General features: G+C 69.5%; 20 protein-coding genes. 10 read left to right on the top strand and 10 right to left on the bottom strand.

Annotation, left to right across the window (positions count from 1 at the left end; all coding sequences use genetic code 11):
* Positions 1-70 precede the first annotated feature (70 nt).
* Both K6T36_RS05835 and K6T36_RS05830 read left to right on the top strand, forming a co-directional pair.
* Positions 71-1,528 carry a DHH family phosphoesterase gene (locus K6T36_RS05835; protein WP_222923013.1) on the top strand — a complete coding sequence of 486 codons (1,458 nt, stop codon included), beginning with the start codon at positions 71-73 and terminating at the stop codon, positions 1,526-1,528.
* A 73-nt stretch (positions 1,529-1,601) separates the two neighbouring features.
* The gene (locus K6T36_RS05830) at positions 1,602-2,438 is read left to right on the top strand and encodes a CBS domain-containing protein (RefSeq protein WP_225935194.1); all 837 of its coding nucleotides are present in this window, start codon (positions 1,602-1,604) and stop codon (positions 2,436-2,438) included.
* Between the two features lie 16 nt (positions 2,439-2,454).
* Here K6T36_RS05830 and K6T36_RS05825 read toward each other — a convergent pair whose 3' ends face one another.
* From K6T36_RS05825 to K6T36_RS05815, 3 genes are all read right to left on the bottom strand, one after another.
* Positions 2,455-2,688, bottom strand: a complete 234-nt coding sequence (locus K6T36_RS05825) for a DUF7543 family protein (protein ID WP_222923012.1) — start codon at positions 2,686-2,688, stop codon at positions 2,455-2,457.
* Between the two features lie 504 nt (positions 2,689-3,192).
* Complete coding sequence (locus K6T36_RS05820) at positions 3,193-4,530, bottom strand: S8 family serine peptidase (RefSeq protein WP_222923011.1); 1,338 nt, start codon at positions 4,528-4,530, stop codon at positions 3,193-3,195.
* 175 nt (positions 4,531-4,705) lie between these two features.
* Entirely contained in the window at positions 4,706-5,683 is a 978-nt protein-coding gene (locus tag K6T36_RS05815) for an aldo/keto reductase (protein ID WP_222923010.1), read from the bottom strand.
* Positions 5,684-5,825: 142 nt separating this feature from the next.
* Here K6T36_RS05815 and K6T36_RS05810 point away from each other — a divergent pair, with 142 nt between their 5' ends.
* From K6T36_RS05810 to K6T36_RS05795, 4 genes are all read left to right on the top strand, one after another.
* Positions 5,826-7,526 (top strand): acetate--CoA ligase, encoded by a 1,701-nt coding sequence (locus K6T36_RS05810; protein WP_222923009.1) that lies wholly within the window; start codon positions 5,826-5,828, stop codon positions 7,524-7,526.
* Between the two features lie 101 nt (positions 7,527-7,627).
* Positions 7,628-7,852, top strand: coding sequence for a zinc ribbon domain-containing protein (locus K6T36_RS05805; protein WP_222608496.1), 225 nt, complete (start codon positions 7,628-7,630; stop codon positions 7,850-7,852).
* Positions 7,853-8,017, top strand: coding sequence for a DUF8143 family protein (locus tag K6T36_RS05800; RefSeq protein WP_222923008.1), 165 nt, complete (start codon positions 7,853-7,855; stop codon positions 8,015-8,017).
* Between the two features lie 145 nt (positions 8,018-8,162).
* Entirely contained in the window at positions 8,163-9,737 is a 1,575-nt protein-coding gene (locus K6T36_RS05795) for a cryptochrome/photolyase family protein (protein ID WP_222923007.1), read from the top strand.
* Between the two features lie 53 nt (positions 9,738-9,790).
* Here the strand turns inward: K6T36_RS05795 and K6T36_RS05790 are convergent, their stop codons facing one another.
* Positions 9,791-10,189 (bottom strand): CopG family ribbon-helix-helix protein, encoded by a 399-nt coding sequence (locus K6T36_RS05790; RefSeq protein ID WP_222923006.1) that lies wholly within the window; start codon positions 10,187-10,189, stop codon positions 9,791-9,793.
* 101 nt (positions 10,190-10,290) lie between these two features.
* On the opposite strand from K6T36_RS05790, the gene K6T36_RS05785 reads away from it, so the two are divergent.
* The gene (locus K6T36_RS05785; protein WP_222923005.1) at positions 10,291-11,265 is read left to right on the top strand and encodes a hypothetical protein; all 975 of its coding nucleotides are present in this window, start codon (positions 10,291-10,293) and stop codon (positions 11,263-11,265) included.
* A 75-nt stretch (positions 11,266-11,340) separates the two neighbouring features.
* Here K6T36_RS05785 and K6T36_RS05780 read toward each other — a convergent pair whose 3' ends face one another.
* Positions 11,341-13,977: a heavy metal translocating P-type ATPase gene (locus K6T36_RS05780; protein WP_222923004.1), complete on the bottom strand. Its 2,637-nt coding sequence runs from the start codon at positions 13,975-13,977 to the stop codon at positions 11,341-11,343.
* 169 nt (positions 13,978-14,146) lie between these two features.
* Here K6T36_RS05780 and K6T36_RS05775 point away from each other — a divergent pair, with 169 nt between their 5' ends.
* Positions 14,147-14,347, top strand: coding sequence for a heavy-metal-associated domain-containing protein (locus K6T36_RS05775; RefSeq protein ID WP_222923003.1), 201 nt, complete (start codon positions 14,147-14,149; stop codon positions 14,345-14,347).
* A 180-nt stretch (positions 14,348-14,527) separates the two neighbouring features.
* Here K6T36_RS05775 and K6T36_RS05770 read toward each other — a convergent pair whose 3' ends face one another.
* From K6T36_RS05770 to K6T36_RS05750, 5 genes are all read right to left on the bottom strand, one after another.
* Positions 14,528-15,193: a hypothetical protein gene (locus K6T36_RS05770; RefSeq protein ID WP_222923002.1), complete on the bottom strand. Its 666-nt coding sequence runs from the start codon at positions 15,191-15,193 to the stop codon at positions 14,528-14,530.
* 59 nt (positions 15,194-15,252) lie between these two features.
* Positions 15,253-15,846, bottom strand: a complete 594-nt coding sequence (locus tag K6T36_RS05765; RefSeq protein ID WP_345778301.1) for a peroxidase-related enzyme — start codon at positions 15,844-15,846, stop codon at positions 15,253-15,255.
* 67 nt (positions 15,847-15,913) lie between these two features.
* Complete coding sequence (locus tag K6T36_RS05760; protein WP_390182324.1) at positions 15,914-16,114, bottom strand: PLDc N-terminal domain-containing protein; 201 nt, start codon at positions 16,112-16,114, stop codon at positions 15,914-15,916.
* Between the two features lie 84 nt (positions 16,115-16,198).
* On the bottom strand, positions 16,199-16,699 hold the full coding sequence (locus K6T36_RS05755) for a metal-dependent hydrolase (RefSeq protein WP_222923001.1): 501 nt from the start codon (positions 16,697-16,699) through the stop codon (positions 16,199-16,201).
* Between the two features lie 108 nt (positions 16,700-16,807).
* A complete protein-coding gene (locus K6T36_RS05750) occupies positions 16,808-17,611 on the bottom strand; it encodes an aldo/keto reductase (protein WP_222923000.1) in 804 nt (267 codons plus the stop codon).
* A gap of 160 nt (positions 17,612-17,771) precedes the next feature.
* Between K6T36_RS05750 and K6T36_RS05745 the strand changes: the two genes are divergently transcribed.
* Both K6T36_RS05745 and K6T36_RS05740 read left to right on the top strand, forming a co-directional pair.
* Positions 17,772-18,098 (top strand): 2Fe-2S iron-sulfur cluster-binding protein, encoded by a 327-nt coding sequence (locus K6T36_RS05745; RefSeq protein ID WP_222922999.1) that lies wholly within the window; start codon positions 17,772-17,774, stop codon positions 18,096-18,098.
* Between the two features lie 113 nt (positions 18,099-18,211).
* A complete protein-coding gene (locus K6T36_RS05740) occupies positions 18,212-18,817 on the top strand; it encodes a DUF998 domain-containing protein (RefSeq protein ID WP_222922998.1) in 606 nt (201 codons plus the stop codon).
* Positions 18,818-18,819 lie beyond the last annotated feature (2 nt).

The following is an 18,819-nucleotide window of genomic DNA, read 5'->3' as shown; positions in this document are numbered from 1 at the left end:
GGGGCCGCCGCGTGCCGCGGGAGCCCGAGGACGGCAGGGTTTTGCCGGTCCGGGCCGACCGTCCCCTGTAATGCGTCGGCTGGTGCTCGGCTGCGGGACCGTCGGCAACGACATCGTCGACTCGTTGACCGGCAGGTCCGGCGACCTCCACGTGATCACCGACGACAGCGGGCGGGCCTCGGCGCTGCGCGACGAACACGTCGCCGCGCTGGAGGCCGACCCGTGCGACCCGGATAACTACCCGGACCACGCCGACCTCGTGGTCGTCGCCGGCGCGTCCGCGACGGCGAACCTCACCGCCGCCGACCACGCACGGGAGCGGTTCCCCGACGCGATCGTCGTCGCGTACGCCGGCGACGACGCGACGGAGGCGGACCTCAAGGCGTTGCGGGGGCTGGCCGACCGCGTCATCGACCCGATCGGCGTCGTCGCCGACCGCGTGCTCGACGTGGCGACGGGGACGACCGCCGACCGGCTCCGCGGGCTGGTTCGCACGCTCCGCTCGGTCGACGGGACGCTCGCGGTCGTCGCCCACGACAACCCCGACCCCGACGCCATCGCCTCGGCGGTCGCGCTGGTGCGGATCGCGCGCTTCGCCGGCGTCGACGCCGAGGCGTGCTACTACGGCGATATCTCCCACCAGGAGAACCGCGCGCTCGTCAACCTCCTCGACATCGACATGCGGCAGCTCGACCCCGAGGCGGACCCCCGCGAGGAGTTCGCCGGGTTCGCGCTCGTGGACCACTCGCGCCCGGGCGTCAACGACTCGCTGCCGACGGCGATCGAGCCCGTCGTCGTCGTCGACCACCACCCGCCGCGCGAGCCGATCGACGCCGCGTTCGTCGACCTCCGCGACGACGTGGGCGCGACCTCCACGCTCATGGCCGAGTACCTCGACCGGTTCGGGGTGACGCCGGACACGCAGGTCGCGACCGCGCTGCTGTACGGCATTCGGATCGATACGAAGGACTTCACCCGCGAGGTGAGCGAGGCGGACTTCGACGCCGCGGCGTCGCTGCTGGCGCACGCGGACTCGGGGATCCTCGACCGGGTGGAGTCGCCGAGCATCACGCCCGAGGTGTTGGACGTGCTCGCGCGCGCCATCGAGGCGCGCGAGCGGCGCGGGTCGGTCGTCGCCTCCTGCGTCGGGGAGATCTCCGACCGCGACGCGCTCGCGCAGGCGGCCGAACGCCTGCTGGACATGGAGGGCGTCAACACCACCCTCGTGTACGGCTACCGTGACGGCGTCGTCTACGCGTCGGGGCGGACCCGCGGCGCGGACCTGGACCTGGGCGAGACGCTGCGCGACGCGCTCGATCAGATGGGTTCGGCCGGCGGACACGCCGACATGGCGGGCGCGCAGCTCCCGCTCGGGATCCTCGCGGACGTGGGCGACGACTCGACGGAATCGCTGACCGAGATCGTCCGCGACATGGTCGCCGAGCGGTTCTTCGAGACGCTCGAGGACGCGCCGAAGGCTCCCCGGCACGCGACCGATCGCGTCCTCTCGTTCCCCGACGAGGACTGACGCGCCGGGGCCGTCCGCCCCGTGAGGAACGCGAACGCTTACCCCGCGCCCCGCCGAACCGCACGACGTACCGATGAGCGACGCCACGAGCGAGCTGTCGACCCCGGCGGTCAAGGGGTACATGACCCGGGACGTGGCGACGGTTTCTCCCGACGACACGGTCGAGGAGGCCGTCGAGCGCATCCTCGACAGCAACCACAACGGCTTCCCCGTCACCGACGGACGGACCGTGGTGGGGTTCATCTCCGCGCGCGACCTGCTGTCGGCCGACCGCGACGCGCCGGTCTTCACCGTGATGAGCGACGACATCATCGTCGCGCACCCGGAGATGGACATCAACGACGCCGCCCGGGTTATCCTCCGGTCGGGCATCCAGAAGCTGCCGGTCGTCGACGACGCGGGCAACCTCGTCGGCATCATCTCCAACACCGACGTGATCCGCTCGCAGATCGAGCGCGCGACCCCCGAGAAGGTTGGGAAGCTGATGCGCACGCTCGAGGAGATCCACGGCGTCTCAACCACCGAGGAGCGGCGGGAGATCCCGCTTTCGGACCTGCTCCCGACGCAGGCGAGGGTGTACGCCGACGAGCTGGAGGGGCGGCGCTACGAGCTGGAGCGCGGCCTCGCCGAGCCGCTGGTCGTCATCGACAACCCGAGCGCGAGCGGCGAACTCGAGGACGACGGCACGCTCGTGCTCGCGGACGGCCACCACCGCGTGATGGCCGCCCACCGCCTCGGGATCGAGGAGATGGACGCGTACGTCATCGTGATCGCCGACCACGTCGAGCTCGGCATGGAGCGGACGGCCCGCAAGGAGGGGCTCCAGTCGATCACGGACATCGAGGTGATGGACTACGCGCGCCATCCGCTGGTCGAGACGACACGCCGGTTCCAAAGCGACGAGGAGTGACCGCCTCCCGGGCCGGTCACGCCTCCTGAAGTTCGAACGCCGCCTTCCACTCCGACACGAGGTCGTCGGCGCGCTCGCGGTCGTCGACCCGCTCGCGCCGGTAGCCGCGGCCGTCCGGCGCCTGTTCGAGCCGGTCGAGCCGGACGACGTAGCTGCCGTCCGGGTGTTCGCGCACGCGCAGCGTCGCGTACCCGTCCGCTCGCTCCCACTCCTCGTACCGCTCGGGCGTCTCGACCTCGCTCCAGGGCATAGGTCCGTCTTGGGGGCCCCGCATCGTCAACGCAGCGGCCGACTCCGGGGTGCGGCGTGTCCGGCGCGTTCGCTCGCGTCGACGCGATGGCTCCGAGTCGGCGTCGACCGCGTGACCCGGTTCAGTGGGTGAGACGCTGCCGCCGACGCCCTCGGGACCGGACGTGCCGGGCGAGCGGGCCGGTGGCCCGACCGCACTCGGGGCAGATCGGATACCCGAGTCGGTCGTAGTCGATCCACGTCGACGGTGCACAGGTGCCGCAGCCGCCGCACTCGAACGTCGCCGTCTCCACGAACGCCATGACGATGGTGTCATAGTGGATACCAGTTAGTTGTACAGCGCCTAACCGGCGTGTTCCGGCCTGTGTACCGGTTCCGCCGAGCCGCCGATCGTGCGGCGGATCTCCCAGGCGATGGCGGTCGCTCCGGGCACGCGGCCGGCAACGGAGAAAGATCGGCGCCGGTCAGTTCTCAGGTCGGCCCGTCGATGCCGCCCTCGCGACGGTCAGAGCGCGTCGACGACGTTCAGGAAGCCGGCCCCGTAGTAGGTCTTGTCGTAGCCGTCGGGGACCGCGGCGGCCCGACGGAGCGCGCTCTCGACCTGGTTGGCGTCGTACTCGGGGTTTGCGCTCTTGACGAGCGCGGCGGCGCCCGCGACGTTCGGCGCCGCCATCGACGTGCCGGCCTTCCAGCCGTAGCCGGGAACGGAGCCGGCGTAGTTGCCGTCCTCGTCGGTCAGCACGGTCGTGACCGTGTTGAACACGAGGTCGTAGGCGTACGCGGGGACGCCGTCGACCGGGTCGGTCAGCGAGGCGTCCGCGTCGCCGCCGGGGGCGCCGAGATCGATCGCGTTGGTCCCGTAGTTCGTGTAGAACGCGGGGCTTTCGGGGGGCGATTCGAGCCCCTCCCCGTCGAACAGGGCGTCCGCGAAGCCGATCGGCCCGGTCGCCGCGACCGACAGCGCCTGCGCGCCCTCGTTCGGGAGGCTGATGAGGTTCTTGTCGTGCTGGAGGTCCGCGGAGTCGTTGCCGGCGGCGACGACCAGCAGCGTTCCCTCCTTGTTGGCGTACGTCATCGCCTTGTTGAGGACGCCGCCGTAGAAGCTCCCGAGTTCCTGTCTCGGGATCGGATACGCGCCCAGCGAGAGGTTCGCCACGTCACAGCCGTCCTCGACCGCCCGGAGGACCGCAGCGACGATGGTCGCGAACGACCCGTTGGTGCCCCCGAAGTCGGAGAACACCCGGTAGTCGACGAGGTCCGTCGCCGGCGCGGTGCCCGCAACGCCGGTCGTGCCGGCGGTTTGTGCGGCGGCGATGCCGGCGACGTGGGTCCCGTGGTCGCCGCCGCCGGGGACGCCCGCGCCGAGGCCGTCGCCGGTGAAATCGCGCGACAGCTCCTCGTTGACGGCGAGGTCCGGATGACTCGCGTCGACGCCGGAGTCGATGATCGCGATGCGGGTCCCCTCCCCCTTCGTCGTCTCGTGGGCCGTCGGCACGTCCAGCGCCTGCTTGTCCCACTGGTACGGGTACAGGTCGTCGTCGTCGGCGTCGCCCTCGTACGCCCGCGTCCGCACCGCCGGGTCGGACATGTCGAGTTCCACGTCGGGCGCGAACGACTTCACGGCCTCCGACCGCTTCACGTCCGACTCGCTGCCGTGGACGACCGCGTAGCCGATCTCCGAGAGGTCGAAGACGACCTCCAGGTCGGTCGGCGTCTCGTTCCCCCTCGTCTTCACGATGAACCGGTCCGTCCGCTCGGCCGCGGTGACCGTCGAGCCCGCGAGGAGGCCGCCGAGTACGCCGCCGCTCACCTTCAGGAAGGTTCGTCGTCCATGTCGGGACATACCATGGACTCAGAATTAATACACAATAGGTGTTTGTGAACTATTATGAATCGACAGAATGTTTATCGAATACCGGAGTGAATAAATATCGATCGGCGCCCGTCGGACCGTTCGTGGTGATCGGTTTCCCTCCCGGATCCGTCTTCGCCTCGGAATCCGTCTCTCCGTCCGGGTCCTACTCGTGGCCGGAGACGCGGACGGGTTCGTACGGCTCCTCCAGGTACGCCATGTCCGACGAGGACAGCGAGATGTCGAGCGCCTCGACGGCGTCCTCCAGGTGCTCTACGCTCGTTGTCCCGACGATGGGCGCGTCGACGGCGTCCTGTTCGAACAGCCAGGCGAGGGCGATCTGGGCCATCTTCACGCCCTTCTCGTCGGCCAGCTCCCCGACGCGGGCGTTGATCTCCTCGCCGCCGCCCTCCAGATACGGGTGTCGTCGGGCGTGCTCCTCGCTTTCGCCGCGAGTCGTCGCGTCGAGCTCGTCGACGGGGCGGGCGAGCCACCCGCGCGCCAGCGGCGACCACGGGATCACGCCGACCCCCTCGCGCTCACACAGCGGGAGCATCTCGCGCTCCTCCTCGCGGTACAGGAGGTTGTAGTGGTTCTGCATGGTGGCGTACCGCTCCAGCCCGAGCCGGTCGGCCGTGTGGAGGGCGTCGGCGAACTGGTGGGCCCACATGGAGGAGGCGCCGACGTAGCGGGCCTTGCGGTCGCGGACGGCCTCGTCCAGCGCCCGCACCGTCTGCTCGATCGGCGTGTCGTCGTCGTACCGGTGCGTCTGGTACAGGTCGACCGTCTCCATGCCGAGTCGATCGAGAGAGTTGTCCAGCTCCTGCTGGATCGCCTTCCGGGAGAGGCCGCCGGAGTTCGGGTCGTCCTCGCGCATTCGGAAGTAGCCCTTCGTTGCGACGACGAACTCGTCGCGGTCGTACCCGGCGAGCGCGTCGCCGAGGACGCGCTCGGAGGCGCCGTCGGAGTACATGTTTGCGGTGTCGAAGAAGTTCACGCCCAGCTCGATCGCGCGCTCGACGAGCTCGGTCCCCGCCTCCTCGTCGAGCACCCAGTCGCGCCACTCGGGGTCGCCGAAGCTCATGCAGCCGAGACAGATCCGCGAGACGGTCATTCCCGTGTCGCCGAGGGTGGTGTACTCCATGCTCGCCGGCTCGTCGGGAGGCGACAAAAACCCGGGTGACGGCGTCGGTCCCGTTCCGTCGATCCTGCCGACTGCGCGCCGATCCCAGACACATGGAAACGGTACCCAAACGATTATTCCCTATACTGTCCACGGTCCGCGTATGCCGGTCGATTACGACACCGCCGTCGCCGACTTCGAGTGGGACATCCCCGACGACTACACCCTCCCCTCGGTCATCGAGGGCCACGCGGAGGCGTTCGGCGACCGCGTCGCCGTCACGTTCCTCGACGACGAGGGAACCAGGACCGAGCGGACGTACTCGGACATCCACGGCGACATGAACCGCTTCGCCAACGCCCTCGAGGATCTGGGCGTCGGCGAGGGCGACCGCGTGATGCACCTGCTCCCGCGGCATCCGGACGTGTTCGCGATCCAACTGGGCGTGCTCAAGCGCGGCGCGCTGGTCGTCCCCTGCTCGGAGATGCTCAAGCCGAAGGACCTGCAGTTCCGCGCGAACGACTGCCAGGCGACGACCGTCGTCGCCCACGAGTCGCTCGTGGACATGGTCGAGCCGATCGTCGAGGAGACGCCCGTCGACACCCTGATCGCGGTGGACGGGAGCCCCGACGGCTGGCACGCGTTCGACGACCTGCTCGACGGACGCGGGACGGAACACGACGGGCCCGACGTGGGCGCACAGGACCCGATGAGCATCAACTACACCTCCGGCACCACCGGCCAGCCGAAGCCGGTGCTCCACAAGCACCGCTGGATGCGCGCGTTCGAGCTGGTGAACGCCCCCTACTGGTGGGGCGTCACCGCCGATGGGACGGAGGCGCCGGGCGTGGTCGACAGCGCGGAGCAGAGCTCCGCGGGCAGCCGGACGCAGTCCGGCGACGACGACCTCGACCTGGACGAGGAGCTGCTGTGGGCGACGACCGGCACCGGCTGGGCGAAGTGGTTCTGGTCGCCCGTCGGCGTCGGGATCACCACGGGCGCGAGCCAGCTGCTGTACGAGGGCGAGTTCGACGCCGACGAGTTCCTCTCGGTGATGGAGGAGGAGGGCGTCACCCGCCTGTGTGCGGTCCCGACCCAGTACCGGATGTTCACCCAGACCGACCTGGGCCAGTACGACCTGCCGCTGAAAGAGGCGCTGTCGGCGGGCGAGCCCCTCAACCGCGAGCCGATCGAGGCGTTGCAGGACGCCTACGGCATCACCCCCCGCGACGGCTACGGGCAGACCGAGACGGTGTGTCTCGTCTCCAACTACCCCGGAATCGACGTGAAGGAGGGGTCGATGGGCAAGCCGACGCCCGGCCTCGGCACCACCATCATCGACACCCAGGAGGAGGAGGAAGTCGAGCCGGGAGAGATCGGCGAGATCGCGGTTCCCGTTGGCAATCCGGGCATCTTCGAGCAGTACTACGAGAAGCCCGAGTTGGACGAGAAGACGTTCTCGGGCGAGTACTACCGCACGGGCGACCTGGCCCGCGAGGACGAGGACGGGTACTTCTTCTTCGAGGGTCGCGCCGACGACATCATCCTCTCGGCGGGCTACCGCATCGGTCCGTTCGAGGTCGAGGACGCGCTCGTCTCCCACGAGGCGGTCGCGGAGGCGGCCGCGGTCGGCTCCCCCCACGAGGAGCGCGGCGACGTGGTGAAGGCGTACGTCGTCCTCGCCGACGGCTACGAGGGCAGCGACGAGCTGACCGACGAGCTACAGGACTACATGAAGGAGGAGACGGCCCCGTACAAGTACCCCCGCCGGGTCGAGTACGTCGACGAGCTGCCCAAGACCTCCTCGGGGAAGACCCGCCGGATCGAGCTGCGCGAGCGCGAGAAGGAGAAGTTCGGCGAGTAACGGGGCGACGCCGTCGGGACGGGTGACGGCCGGTCAGCCCGTCCCCGCCGGCGAGAACCCCCCGCCCAAGACTTATTCTGCGTCCCGGAGAACGCTGTCGTATGGCATCCGAGCCCTCCATCGACAGCGACGACGGCTGTCCCAAGTGCGGCCACGGCGACGCCGAGGTCGGAACGATATCGACCACCGGCGGCGGGCTGAGCAAGATGTTCGACATCCAGACGAACTCCTTCCGGGTGGTCTCCTGCACGAACTGCGGCTACTCGGAGCTGTACCGCGACACCGGCTCCGCCGGCAGCGACCTCGTGGACGTGTTCCTCGGGTAGATGGCCGGCGTCGGAATCGCCTTCGCGGCGTTCCTGCTGCTCGCGCTCGCGGCGCCGTTCGTGCTGTACCTGCTGGTCAGGCGCGAACGCGAGCGCGACGCCGAGACGGTCGCCGACCGCGAGTCGGCCCAGCGGGCCGCCCGCCGCGACACCCGGGAACGGTAGCTCACGGACCGGGTCGGACGCGTCGGGGCCGCCGCAACGCCCTTGCGTCGGGCGGTCGTGGATCGGTTCGTCGCTCGCGACGGCTCGCCCGCGCCGACGCCGCCGCGGTCCTCGGCGGCCGGGCCGGCCGCGCGCACACCCACCCATGACCGTCTGGCTCCTCGGCGATCAACTGAACCCGAACGCCGCACCGCTCCAGCATCACGACCACGTCCTCATGATCGAGGCGCACGGCTTCGCCGAGCGCATGCCGTACCACCCGCAGAAGCTCACGCTCGTGTTCTCGGCGATGCGACACCTCCGGGACGACCTCCGCGCGGACGGCTACGACGTGACGTATCTCGAGGCCGAGTCGTTCGGCGACGGCCTCGATCGCTACTTCGAGGCGCGTCCCGGGGACTCGCTCGTGCTCCAGCGCCCGGCGAGCCACGGCGCCGGCGACCGCCTCCGCGAGATGGTCGAGGAGCGCGGCGGCGACTGCACCCTCGTCGCCAACGACGGCTTCCTCACCACGCCCGCCGACTGGGAGGCGTGGGTCGCCTCCCGCGGGGAGTCGGCGGCCGGGGGCGACGGGACCAGCGACGGTGGGACCTACCGACAGGAGCACTGGTACCGCCACGTCCGCCGCGAGACGGGGATCTTGCTGGACGACGAGGGCGACCCCGTCGGCGGCGAGTGGAACTACGACGACGAGAACCGCGAGACGCCGCCGGGGGACTGGTCGCCCCCGCCGGTCCCGGAGTTCGAGCCGGACGCGATCACGCGCGAGGTCCACGAGTTCGTGGTCGACAGGTACGACCAACGCTGGGGCAGCGCGGACCTCGCGGACTTCCGCTGGCCCGTCACGCGCGAGGAGGCGTTGCAGGCGCTGGAACAGTTCGTCGCGGTTCGCCTCCCCGAGTTCGGGCCGTACCAGGACGCGATGGTCGAGGGCGAGTGGGCGCTGGATCACTCCCTGCTGTCGCCGGCGATCAACCTCGGCCTGTTGCACCCGCGGGAGGTCGTCGACGCCGCGGTCGACGCCTATCGTGCCGGACGCGAGGACGGTGCCGCCGGCGATTCCCCCGCGATCCCGCTCAACTCCGTCGAGGGGTTCGTCCGACAGGTGGTCGGCTGGCGTGAGTTCATGCGCCACGTGTACCGCGAGTCGATGCCCGGGATGGACGAGACGAACCAACTCGGCCAGACCGAACCGCTCCCGGAGGCGTACTGGACCGGCGAGACCGACATGACCTGCCTCTCGGAGGCCGTCGGCCACGTCCGCGAGCACGGGTACGCCCACCACATCGAGCGCCTGATGGTCCTCTCGAACTTCGCGCTGATCTACGGCGTCGACCCGGGCGAGCTGAACCGCTGGTTCCACCTCGGCTTCGTCGACGCGTTCCACTGGGTGACGACGCCGAACGTCGTCGGCATGGGGTCGTTCGCGACGGACGCGCTCTCCTCGAAGCCGTACGCCTCCTCGGCGAACTACGTGAACCGCATGAGCGACTACTGCTCCTCGTGCCCCTACCACCACACGAAGACCACGGGCGAGGGGTCGTGTCCGTTCAACGCCCTCTACTGGGACTTCCTGAAGGAAAACGAGGGGACCCTCCGGGGGACCGGTCGGATGGGGCTGATGTACTCCCACGTCGACGACAAGAACGACGAGGAGTGGGCCGCCATCGAGGAGCGGGCCGCCGAGATCCGCGAGATGGGGAAGGAGGGGACGCTGTAGGGGGGCCGGCGACTCGCCGATTCAGGGAGGTGACGATCCCGCGGTTCGCCGATTCAGCGGTCGTCGCCGCCGACCAGCGAGAGCACCCGGACCCGCCGGACCGCGTCGAAGTCGCGGAGGCGGTAGACGAGTTCGCGCACGCGGTCGGCGTCGCCGCGGCAGAACACCGTCTCCAGACACCACTCGCCCTGATGGACGTGGGAGGTGGTCGTGATCACGTCCTGGTAGTCGTGTTGGACGCCGTGGAGGTCGCGGATCACCTCGTCGTGGACGTAGTCGAACGCGACGACGGCGGCGACCTCGCGGGCGGCGTCCTCAAGCCGCGTGTGGCGTTCGACGTACTCGGCCATCGCCTCGCGGAGCGCCCGCGACCGGGAGTCGAACCCCTCGGCCTCGGCGACGGCGTCGAACTCCGCGAGGGCGTCGTCGGGGACGTTCAGGCTCGTTCGCATGGCCGTCCCTCGTCGCCCCCGGCGGTTCGGCGTTTCGGTATTACGGCCGCCCCGATCGGGTCATAACAGGCGTTTTCGGTCGGCGTCGCCGACCGTCGGTCGTGCTTCACGACGTCGCTCCCGGCCTGCTCGTGGGATCGCTCGCGCTCGGGGCGCTCCACGGGGCCGAGCCGGGTCACGGCTGGCCTATCGCCGCCGCGTACGCGTTCGACCGCGCGAACGCCTGGATCGCCGGCCTCGCCGCCGGCCTGATCATCGGTATCGGCCACCTGATCTCCAGTCTCGCGGTCGTCGGCGTGTTCTTTCTCCTGAAAACGCAGGTCCCGCTCGACGGGCTCTCCGAGCCGATGACCGTCGCCGGCGTCGCGATCGGCTCGCCCATCGGCGTCGTCGCCGGCGTCCTCCTGATACTGCTCGGGATCCGCGAGTACCGCGGCGGCGGACACGGCCACTCGCACGGGACCGAACACGGGCACTCCCACGCCGACGATCACGGTCACGTCGCCGACCACGACCACCGTCACCACGGCGACGACGACGGCCACGCGGCGGGCGACCACGCCGCCGTCGACGACGGCCCGGGTCGGCTCCACGCGGCGGTCGACCTCGCGTCGACGGGGCGCGGCGTCGGTCACGATCACGCCGCCGGCGACGACAACGGGGGTGGCGTTCTCGCCCGGCTCCGTACCGCCCTGCCGATCGTCGGAGACGGGGGAGCCGGCGGCGGTCGGACCCATGACGCCGACCACGGCGACGGGGACGGCCACGCCCACGATCACGACCTCTCGGCCGACGACGGCCTGTACGGCATCGCCGTCTCGGCGTTCGTGCTCGGGTTCGCCCACGAGGAGGAGTTCGAGATCATCGCCATCTGCGCGGGCTCGGACCACTGTCTCGAACTGATGCTCGCGTACGCGGGCACCGTCGTCGTCGTGATCACGGCGCTGACGCTCGCGCTGGTCGCGGGGTACGAACGCTTCGAGGACCGCATGGAGCGGTACGCCGAGCACTTCCCGACGGTGTCGGCGATAGTGCTCGTCGCGCTGGGGCTCGGCTTCCTGCTCGGGGTGTTGTAGCGCGGCGGGACGCGGGGCGCCGGCGCGGGGGATCGCCCCGCCCGACCGCGGCGGGCGATATCGACCGGGCCGACCTCAGCGGAACCGACCCAGCAGCCGGTAGCGCTCGTCGGGGTCGTACGAGCGGAACGCCATGCTGTTGGCGAGCACCGAGACGCTGGAGAACGCCATCGCGGCGGCCGCGAGGACCGGTTGGAGCAGCCCCAGCGAGGCCAGCGGGATCATCGCGGTGTTGTAGCCGAGCGCCCAGAAGAGGTTCTGCTTGACCTTCGCGAGCGTCCCCTCCGAGACGTTGATCGCCTTCACCACGTCCGCCGGATCCGAGCGCATCAGCGTCACGTCGGCGGCCTCGATGGCAACGTCGGTGCCCGAGCCGATGGCGACGCCGACGAACGCCGAGGCGAGCGCGGGGGCGTCGTTGACGCCGTCGCCGACCATCATCGCCCGCGAGCCGTCCGCCTGGATCGCCTCGACGGCGTCGGCCTTGTCCTCCGGCAGGACGCCCGCGCGGACGCGCTCGGGGTCGATGCCGACGCGCTCGGCGACCGCGCGGGCGGTGCGCTCGTTGTCGCCGGTGATCATGTGGACGACGATCCCGCGGTCGCGGAGCGCCTCCACCGCGGCGACGGCCGACTCGCGCACCTCGTCGGCGACCGCCAATACCCCGAGCAACTCGCCGTCGGCGCCGACGAGCATCGCCGTCTTCCCCTCCGACTCCAGTTCGCGCATCGTCTCCAGCGCGGGCTCGGGGTCCACGTCCTCCTCGCGCAGCAGCTCGGGCTTGCCGACGACGACCGTGCCGTGCTCGGTGCGCGCCCGGATCCCCTTCCCGGAGACGTTCTGGAGCACGTCGAGGTCGCCCGGCTCGACGCCGCGCTCGCGGGCGCCGGCGACGACGGCCTCGGCGATCGGGTGCTCGCTGCCGTTCTCCGCGGTCGCCGCGGCCGCGAGCAGGCGCTCGGTCGCGTCGCCGGCGACCCCCTCGTCGGCCAGATCGGCCTCCTCGGCCGCCTCGGTCCCCTCCGCCTCGTCGGCGGACACCGCGCCGTCCGCCGCCGGCGAGACGGGGACGGCGTCGGTGAGGGTCATCTCGCCGCGCGTGAGCGTTCCCGTCTTGTCGAACACGACGGCGTCGGTGTCGCGGACGCGTTCGAGCACGTCGCCGCCCTCGAAGAGGACGCCGTGCTGGGCGCCGATGCTCGTGCCCACCATCGTCGCCGCCGGCGTCGCCAGCCCGAGCGCGCAGGGACAGGCGATGAGGACGGCGGAGGCGAACACCAGCACCGCGAACTCTGTGACGCCGACGGCGGCGGGCCCGCCGGCCGCGAGTCCCCACAGCGGCAGCGCCGATATCACGCCCGCCAGCGTCTCGGGGGCGAGGAACCAGACGGTCCCCCACAGGAGGGCGTTGGCGATCACCGCGGGCACGAAGTACGCCGAGATGCGGTCGGCGACCCGCTGGATGTCGGGCTGGCGCGACTGCGCCTCCTTCACGCGCTCGACGATCTGCTGGATCGCCGTCTCCTCGCCGACCTTCGTCGCCTCGATCACGAGCACGCCGTTCTCGTTGACCGTCGAGCCGATCACCTCGTCGCCGGGCCCCTTGCCGACGGGGACGGACTCGCCGGTCACCATCGACTCGTCGACGGCGGACTCGCCCTCGCGGACGACGCCGTCGGTCGGGACGCGCTCGCCGGGGCGCACCTTCAGCCGGTCGCCGACGGCGACCTCGTCGATCGGGACCTCCCGCTCGGTGCCGTCGTCCTCGACGAGCGTCGCGGTGTCGGCCTCCAGCTCCAGCAGCGAGCGGATCGCCTCGCCCGCCTGCGACTTCGAGCGCGCCTCGAGGTAGTTGCCCAGCGTGATGAACACGAGGATGAGCGCGGCCGTGTCGAAGTACAGCCCCGCCTGCGGCAGCACGCCCAGCAGGGCGATCACGGAGTAGCCGTACGCCGTTGTCGACCCAAGCGCGATGAGCACGTCCATGTTGGCCCGCCGGTTGACGACGAGCGCGGTGTAGGAGTTCTCGTAGAACTCCCGGCCGAGCAGCACCTGCACGGGCGTCGCCAGCGCGAACGCCGCCCATCCGATGTGGAGGCCAGTGCCGGGGATCTCCTCCGGGAGCGTCCCGGGCGCGAACAGCTCAAGCACGAGCATCGCGAGCAGGGGCGCCGACAGCGCCGCGCCGAACAACGTCAGCCGGCGCTGACGGGCGAGCTCGGCGCTGCGCGCGGCGTCCTTCGCGGACTGCCCGTCCCCCCCGCTCGCGCCGTCCGCCCCGGCGGCCCCGTCCTCACGGATCGGCCCGTAGCCGGCGGCCTCCACGGCGTCGTAGATGTCCTCGCGGGTCGTCACCGACGGCGCGTACCGAACGGTGGCCTCGTCGGTCGCGTAGTTCGCGTCGACGCGGACGACGCCCGGGAGGTCGCCGACGGCGTCCTCGATCGTGGCCGAGCAGTTCGCGCACGTCATCCCCGTGATCCCGACGGTGACGGTCTCGGCGATCGGGTCGTAGCCGGCCGACTCGACCGCGTCGAACACCTCGGCCAGCGAGACGCGCTCGGGGTCGTACTCCACGGTCGCCTCGTCGGTCGCGTAGTTCGCCGTCGCCGTCGCACCCTCGAGGTCCGCCACGGCGTCCTCGATGGTGGCGGCGCAGTTGGCGCAGGTCATGCCGCCGACGTCTATCCGGACGGTCCGTCGGTCACTCATTACGTGGTACTACGGGGGCCACACTCATGCGGTTTGTGCCTTCGAACCCGCCGGTTTTCACCGGAGGATATTTTGGATTCCAAAGCGTCACGGGGATCGTCCCGCAGATACCGGAGCCCCCCGTTCCGCGACCGAAACAGGAATGCCGGTCCGACCGCTACCGACGTCCATGACGACGACGATGCGGATCACCGGCATGACCTGCGGCGGCTGCGAGGCGAACGTGGTCGAGGCGCTTTCGGGCGTCGACGGCGTCGAGGAGGCGACCGCGGACCACGAGGCGGACGAGGCGGTCGTCGAGGGCGACGCGGACCCGCTGGACCTGATCGCGGCCGTGCCCGAGCAGTACGAGGTCGAGTCCACAAGATAGGGAGTTCGCTTGATTGGGGACCCCAACAGATTTTATCAGCGCTTGCAATCGGTGAGTATGTCGAATACTGAGGAAGCGTTTGGATCTATTATTGGTGCGATAACTATCGCTCTATTAGCAATAGTTATGATTCCGATTTTCAATACCCTCACTGATCTCGCTCCAAGTTCTGGTCCATTCTCAGGAACCATGGATCTCTTTCTCTCGCTCTTTCCCATCTTCTTTGGAGCCTTCGCCCTCCTTGCGATCCTTATCAGCCTTGCTCAGATTTTTGATTAAGCGTTCATACAAACCACGTACGCTACTCGACACTATTGTTGTGAAATTCACAGCCTTTCTATCCTCCTCGAATAGCACCTCTTCTTTTCCAACTGTCCAAATTATTTGAAGTACAACAACTCCTGCTAATACCATCATCAGAGAAATCTGCCAATCAGCAGTACCTATATTCGAATATCCAGATACAAACAAATCAAATAACCCAACCAAAAGCAACCCAATTGTCAGATATGCAACTGCACGGTTTATTCCGTGCTGACGTTGACTCCTCTGATCTTCCCTATTCATCTGGCGATTATTTATTGCTCTCTGATGAGCGATTTCAAATCCTCTATTTGTCAATCGATATGGGTCCGTTCTGGATTGACCTTCTTCTATCAAATTTGCATCAATAAGATACTCTACTGCATTATCAACTTCCTCCTGATTGAGATCAATCCGATCAAATATCTGCTCAGATCTCAGAACTTTTCGGTCTTTCGCTGGTGACCTCTTCACCGTCGAACGCTCACCATTGTATAGGGCACGAAGGACAGTTGCCCAAGATGGTTCGTCCGACCTATCCATGCTGGATATATCATACTGACATCGGCATATAAAATCGGTAGACTGATCGAGAGTATTCTCTACCGACCCATCCCGTAGAACTCCTCGTTGGGCCGCCAGTCGGCGAACGTCGCCATCCGGTTGGAGAGGTTGAAGAAGGCGGCGACCATCCCGATGTCCCACACCTCCTCCTGCGTGTAGCCCGCCTCGTACAGCAGATCCAGGTCCTCGGTCGTCACGGCGTCCGGCTCCTCGGTCAGCTTCACCGCCACCTCCAGCATCGCCATGCGCGCGTCGCTCACGTCGGCGGTGCGGTGATTGGACACGAGCTGGTCCGCGAGGTGCGGGTCCTCCGCGTAGATGCGCACGAGCGCGCCGTGGGCGACGTTGCAGTACAGGCAGTTGTTCCGCCCGGAGACGGCGACGACGATCATCTCGACCTCCTCGCGGTCGAGGGTGGTGTCGTCGACGAGGGCGTCGTGGAACGCCATGAACGCCCGGAAGTGACTGGGCTTGTACGCGAGCGCCGACATGACGTTGGGCGTGAAGCCCGCGCGCGCGGTCTCCTCGTCGAGGCGCTCGCGGATGTCCTCGGGCACCTCGTCGTAGTCGGGGACCGGGAAGCGTCGCTGGGCGTCGTCGAGCAGTTCGGGTCGGGGTGACTCCTCGCTCATGCGCGTGGGTTCGGCGACCCGGAGTAAAGTGCTACCCCCGATCCGGCGACTCGGGTCGCCGCCGTCGTCAGTCACGGCCCAGGAGGAAGTACAGAACGAGCCCCAACATCGGCGCGAGAAACACGACCAGCGCCCACAGAAACGCCGGCTGATCGCTGTTTCGCTGGGCGTCCTTGTACGTCCAGTACACCGCGTAGAGGAACACCGCTGTGAACAGCAGCCAGATGAGGAATGCGATGCCGCCGCCGCTGCTCTGGAGGAGGAGCATATCCCGGATCCTCGCGGTCGGGTGATATGCTTTGTGCTGGGGGGCGCCGATCGGCGGGGCGCGACCGCCGGGAGCGGAGGCGCCTCACACGGGGACGCCACGCACCGCCAGCGCGACAGCGCCGGCCATGGCGCACACGCCGAGGGCGAACAGCCCCCAGTTCCACAGCGTGGAGTCGGCGGACGTCAGGTATAGCGACCACTCCTTCGGGTACGGCCACAGGAAGTTGACGCCGGCGGGCGTGATCACGTCCCCGAGCAGGTGCGCGACGACCGAGCCGAACCCCAGCAGGAAGCCGAACGCGACCATCGAGACGCCGCCGGGCACCGCGACCGAGAACACCGGCTCGACGAGCGAGGCGGCGCCCGCGAAGACCGCGCCCACGACGCCCGCGAACAGCAGCGAGTGGGTCGGCCCGCGGTGGGAGATCCCGGGGACCCGGTGGTCCATGTCCGGCAGCATCGCGAGATAGAGGACGGTGCCGGCGACGAGGACGGCGAACGCCGGGTAGCCGCCGACCAGCAGCCAGAAGGTGATCGGCGCCAGCGTCAGCATCGCGACGCCGAGGTGACCGCGTTTGTACACGCGCACCTGTCCCGCCCGCCGGGATACAAACGTTCGGGTCGACGCGCGAGGCGGTGGCCGACGGGTCGCCCCGTCCTCACGACCGGGACCGGCCGTCCCGCGGCGCGACTACCGATTCCAGGCCGCACTGTCGGGGTCGATGACACGCTCGCGAACCTCGTACTCGGCGATGCGGTCCAGGTCCTCCTCGTCCAGCTCCAGCTCCTGTGCCTCGAAGTTCGCGCGGAGGTGGTCGCCGGTCGCCTTCGGGATGGGCACGAGCGCCTCCTGGGCGAACGCCCACGCGAGACAGACCGCGGCGGTGCCGGTGTCGTGTTTCTCCGCGATCTCCGCGAGCAGCGGGTCGTCCAGCGCCTCGCCGCGCCCGAGCGGCGAGTAGCCGACGAGGAAGTGGTCGTGCTCGACGGCGTACGCCCGGAGTTCCTCCTGCGGGAACAGCGGGTGGCACTCGACCTGGTGGGCGACGACCGGCGAGTCGAGGATCTCCCGCGCCTCGTCGAGCAGGTCGGGCGTGAAGTTCGAGAGGCCGACGTGGTCGCACAGCCCCTCCTCGCGGAGTTCGTCCATCGCGCGCAGCGTCCCCTCGGGGTCGTACGCCGAGATGGGCCAGTGGACGTACAGCAGGTCGACGGAGTCGAGGCCGAGCCGCTCCAGCGACTCGCGGGCGGTGCGCTTCGCGTCGTCGTACGCGAGGTTGTCGGGGTGGACCTTCGTCGCGACGACCACGTCCTCGCGGGCCACGTCCGCGCGGCGGATCCCCTCGCCGACCGCCGCCTCGTTGTCGTACATCTGCGCGGTGTCGACGTGGCGGTAGCCGAGTTCCAGCGCCGCTTTCACCGTCTCGGCGCACTCCTCGAAGTCGTCGTTCGCGGAGGTGCCGAGGCCGAGCGCCGGGAGGTCGAGTTCGGTCATCGACGGAGGTGGGTGCGTACGCGGGGAAAGCGTTCGGGAGGCGGAAGGCGTCGACCCCGAGCAGGCGGGACGCTCGCCACGGGGGCCCGCCGGCGACTCGCCCGCGATCCGCGACGCGCGGCGCCCCGGCTATTTGTCGCTCCGACGCGTACCGCGACCCATGCCGACCGTTCGATTCGCGGGCGCCAGGATCGACTGCGAGCGCGGCGACGTCCTCCGTGACGTGTTGCTGGCGGCGGGGCTGTCGCCGCACAACGGGCGCGCGAACGACCTGAACTGCCGCGGCCACGGCACCTGCGGCACCTGCGCGGTCCACGTCGACGGCGCGGTCTCGGAGCCGACCCGTCGGGAGCGGCTCCGCCTGCGCGTTCCGCCCCACGACCCCGAGTCGGGGCTGCGGCTCTCGTGTCAGGCGACCGTCGAGGGCGACGTGACCGTCACGAAGTTCCCCGGGTTCTGGGGCCAACACGTCGGCGACGGGGAGTAACGCGCCCGACCGTGCCGATCGCCCCGGCCTCGGCCGGCCGGCTCGGTTCCCACGCGCGGTCGGTCTCCGACCGTTGGACAACGGCCAAGACGCTCCGGACGGTGGACCCGTCCGTGTCCCGCTCCCCGCGCCGGATCGCCGCCGCCTCCGGCGTCGCCTCGATCGCGCTCGCCCTCGGCGGGATCGGGATCGCGGTCCTGGCGGCGCCGTGGTTCTCGTGGACCGGCAACGCCCTCTCTGATCTCGGCGTCGCCGGCGACCCCCTCGTCGCCGCGGCGTTCAACGGCGGGCTCCTCGCCGGCGGCGTCGTCGCCCTCCCGTACGCGTGGGCCGTGTGGACGACCGCGGGCGACCGGGCCGGCCGAGCGCTCGCTGTCCTGTTCGGGATCGTCTCGCTGCTCATGGCCGGCGTGGGCGCGTTCCCGTCCGACAGCGCGCTCCACGTCCCGGTCGCGATCGGCTTCTTCCTCGGCCTCACGGCCCTGCTCGCGGTCGACGGCCTCCGCCGACGCGACACGGCCGTCGGACGAACGCTCCTCGTCGCGCCCGTCGTCCACCTCGGCGCCTGGTGGGGGTGGATCGCGGTGCTCGATCTCGGCGACGGCATCGCGATCCCGGAGCTGGTCGGTGCCCTCCTGCTTGCGGCGTGGGTGTTGGCGCTGTCGCCGGTCGCGCCGCTTTCCGCGTCGCCCCCGTCGGCGGATCGCCGATCCAGGTAACG

The sequence above is a fragment of the Halobaculum roseum genome, assembly GCF_019880245.1.
Lineage (GTDB): Archaea > Halobacteriota > Halobacteria > Halobacteriales > Haloferacaceae > Halobaculum > Halobaculum roseum.
Note: the sequence above shows the minus strand (reverse complement) of the source record. Positions and strands in the feature narration are given on the sequence as shown.